A 3,157-nucleotide genomic window follows, 5' to 3' on the forward strand; every position below is an offset into this window, starting at 1 on the left:
GGCGTGGGCTCGGATGCAGTTCGCTCATCCGAGCCCACGCCCACGTCCTTGCCGGCGCTGCCGCGTCAGCGAGCGGCGGCCACCAGCGTCTCGCCGAGGCCGGCGGCGAGGGCGTCGAGCGGGCCGCTGAAGTAGGCCACGTTGTGGAAGGCGTTCTTCGCCAGCTCCGTCGTGACCGCCCGAGCCTGGGCCGCGTCGGCCCCGAACACGATGACGCGGGTATTGTGATCCTCCATCGGCAGGCGACCGTCGTCCTTCGCCTTCGCGACCTCGCCAGCGGGAATGTTGTGCGCGCCCGTCAGGCTGCCCATCCCGAACTCCTCGGCATTGCGCGCATCGACGAACCAGGCCGTGCGGTCGGCATCGCGGACGTACCGGATGGCGTCAAGCTCGATCTCCATGACGCCGACCAGCGCTCGCCAGGTGGGCGCGCCGAGCTGGTAGCGACGGACGTTGGTGTAGCCCGCCTCCAGCAGCTCCTCGGCCAGCCGCTTGCTCTTCCCGCAGGCCGGGCCGTTGCAGTAGAGCACGACAGCCGCTGCCTTGTCCGGTACGACGCGGCCGATCTCCGCCACGTCGGAGACGTAGAGCGACATCGGAACGCCCGGCTTCGGCGCGACGTTGAGTGCGCCAGGGATATGGCTGACGGCGTACTCCATGTGCGGGCGGGCGTCGAAGACGAAGGCGCTCCCGCTGGCCAGAAGCTGCCGAAGCTCGTCCGTCGAGACCTCGGCGGTCTTCTGGTTCGGCTCCATCAGGGTGGTCTGGAAGATGGTGACGCCCTGCGCGAGGGCTGTCTGCCCGAAGCCGCCCCAACCGACGACCGCCAGCGCCATGAGGCCCACTGCGACAATGCTAAACAGGTGACGTGAACGTCTCTGAACCGATCGCATAATCACTCCCTGCCGATGGGTTGTTGCCGGCGTCCGCCGGGCGCGGCACGGGATCGCTCCAGGGCCGTCGTCCGGCGAATCGCCAGGCGCTCTCCACGGTAGGGAGGCAGCCGGATGGTGCCATGCGTGGACACACCCATCTCAGGCGGCACGCGGCCGATTGGGGGTCGCCCTGTGGCCGATTGGGGGCCGCCGGGCGGCTGCCCTGTGGCTACCGGTGGGACGTCAGCCGACGGGGCGTCAGCCGACGGGGGCGAGCCCATGCCGGAGGGCGTACGCCGTCACGATGGCCCGGCCGGCTTTGCCGGTGATGCCGAGGCGGTTGTAGACGTTCTCGATGTGTCGCTCGACGGTGCGAACGCTCAGAACCAGGCGCGTGGCGATCTCGCGGTTGCTCAGGCCGCCGGCGATCAGCGCCACAACCTCGCGCTCGCGCGGCGTCATCGGCACGTCCGGTTCGGGCGACCTGGACGAGTCGGGCGGCGGTGAGGCGTGGGGAATCGAGTCGGGGCGCTGCGCCGGCGGGTCTCTGGGCAGGCCCGGAGCCTCACCGGCCGCGTCCGTGTACTCCCCTGGCGTCGGCGTCGTGACCTCGTCCAGGGCAAGCGTGACCGCCTCGCTGAGCGACAGCGCCGCGCCCCTGGCCCAGGTCTCGGCAAAGCGCTGCCCGCCAAGCGCGACGCGCGCATCGGCCACCGTGCGCTGGTAGTCCGCCCACTCGGATGGTGGCGCAAGCGCGCCGGTATCCTCGTGAATCAGACCGGCGGCGCCCATGAGCAGGATGGCGCGCGTGGCCCAATCCTGGCCGACGGCCATGCAGGCCAGTCCTTCCAGGCAGAGCGGGATGCAACGACGGTCTCGCAGATCGAGCAGCAGCCTGAGGCTCTCCCCGAGGAGCTTGCGGGCCTGCGGGTACTCGCCACGCGCCCGCGCGAGATGGCCGAGGCCGCGCACGGCGTAGGCGATGCCGTGATTGTTGTGATGCCGCCGGGCCAGGACGAGCGCTTGCTCGTACAGGGTGGCCGCCTCGCCGTGCTTCCCTCGATCGAAGAACAGATCGCCGAGGTAGTGCAGCGCCATCTCCTCGCCGCGCGGATGATCGACGGCGCGGCAGATCGCCAGGCTTTCCTCGAGCATCGCCTGCGCACGATCGAGATCGCCCAGGTGGTGCGGTATGACGCCGAAGCGGAGCAGCGACCGCGCGATGCCTCGCCGATCGCCGATCTCGCGCGAGATCGCGAGCGCCTCTTCGAGGAGTGGCGTCGCTCCTGAGTAGTCGTTCTGGCGCACCGCGAGAAACCCCGCCCCATCGAGCGCCTCGGCCCGAGCGGCGGACCGATCGGGCGACCGCGCCAACAGGCGAGCCAACCAGTCCCGAGCTTCACGGTGATGCCCTCGCAGAAGCCAGAATCCGACCAGTCCGTTGGCCAATCGAAGCCCGTGCCTGGTGGAACTCGGGTTGGATTCGGCGCAACGGAGGGCTTCTCGGAGGTTTGGAAGCTCGGACTCCAGCCGGTCCAGCCATTCAGCGTGACCGGTCGTTTGGGCGTGTTGCTGATACCGTTCGACGAGGCCGAGACACCAATCCAGGTGGCGAGCGCGGCCTGCGACCTCTTCGTCGGCGGCGCGGAGTCGCTCGATCCCGAACTCGCGGACGGTCTCCAGCATTCTGAAGCGCGGATCGGTCCCTGGGTCGGCTGCGCGCTGCACGAGATTGTTGACGACCAGTGATTCCAGCATGTCCACGAGGCGGACCTGATCGGTACTCAGCGCGTCCCTGACAGCACCGTCTCCGTGAAGAGCGGCCGCCGTTTCCAGGGTGAACCCGCCGACGCAGACGCTCAACTGCCGAAAGAGTTGCTGCTCGGATGGAGGCAGCAGGTCGTAGCTCCAGGCGATCGCGTCTCGGAGCGTCCGCTGCCGGGCGGGGGCGTCTCGCCGGGCGCCCACCAGGAACGACAACCCCTCGCCCAGGTGGCGCAGCAACGCTTCGGGCGGCAGGAGCCGGCTGCGAGCGGCTGCCAGCTCGATGGCCAGCGGCAGGCCATCCAGACGCGTGCAGATCGCGGCGACCGTCACCGCGTTGGTCTCGGTCAGCGCGAAGTCCGGACGGATGGCCACGGCGCGCTCGACGAAGAGCATCACAGCGGGAGCGCTGGCGATCTGGGCCAGCGTCGTGGCCGGCGTGAGCGACGGGAGCGCCAGCGGAGCGACCGGGAACTCGCGCTCACCGGCCACCTGGAGGGGCGCCCGACTGGTCACGA

General features: G+C 69.8%; 2 protein-coding genes. Both read right to left on the reverse strand.

Annotated elements, in window-relative coordinates; translation table 11 throughout:
- Window positions 1-65 precede the first annotated feature (65 nt).
- Window positions 66-836 (reverse strand): sulfur transferase, encoded by a 771-nt coding sequence (locus tag IT306_00030; protein ID MCC7366779.1) that lies wholly within the window; start codon window positions 834-836, stop codon window positions 66-68.
- A 297-nt stretch (window positions 837-1,133) separates the two neighbouring features.
- The coding region (locus tag IT306_00035) for a tetratricopeptide repeat protein (GenBank protein ID MCC7366780.1) at window positions 1,134-3,157 on the reverse strand (2,024 nt) is incomplete at its 5' end.

The sequence above is a fragment of the Chloroflexota bacterium genome, from assembly GCA_020850535.1.
Classification (GTDB): domain Bacteria; phylum Chloroflexota; class UBA6077; order UBA6077; family JACCZL01; genus JADZEM01.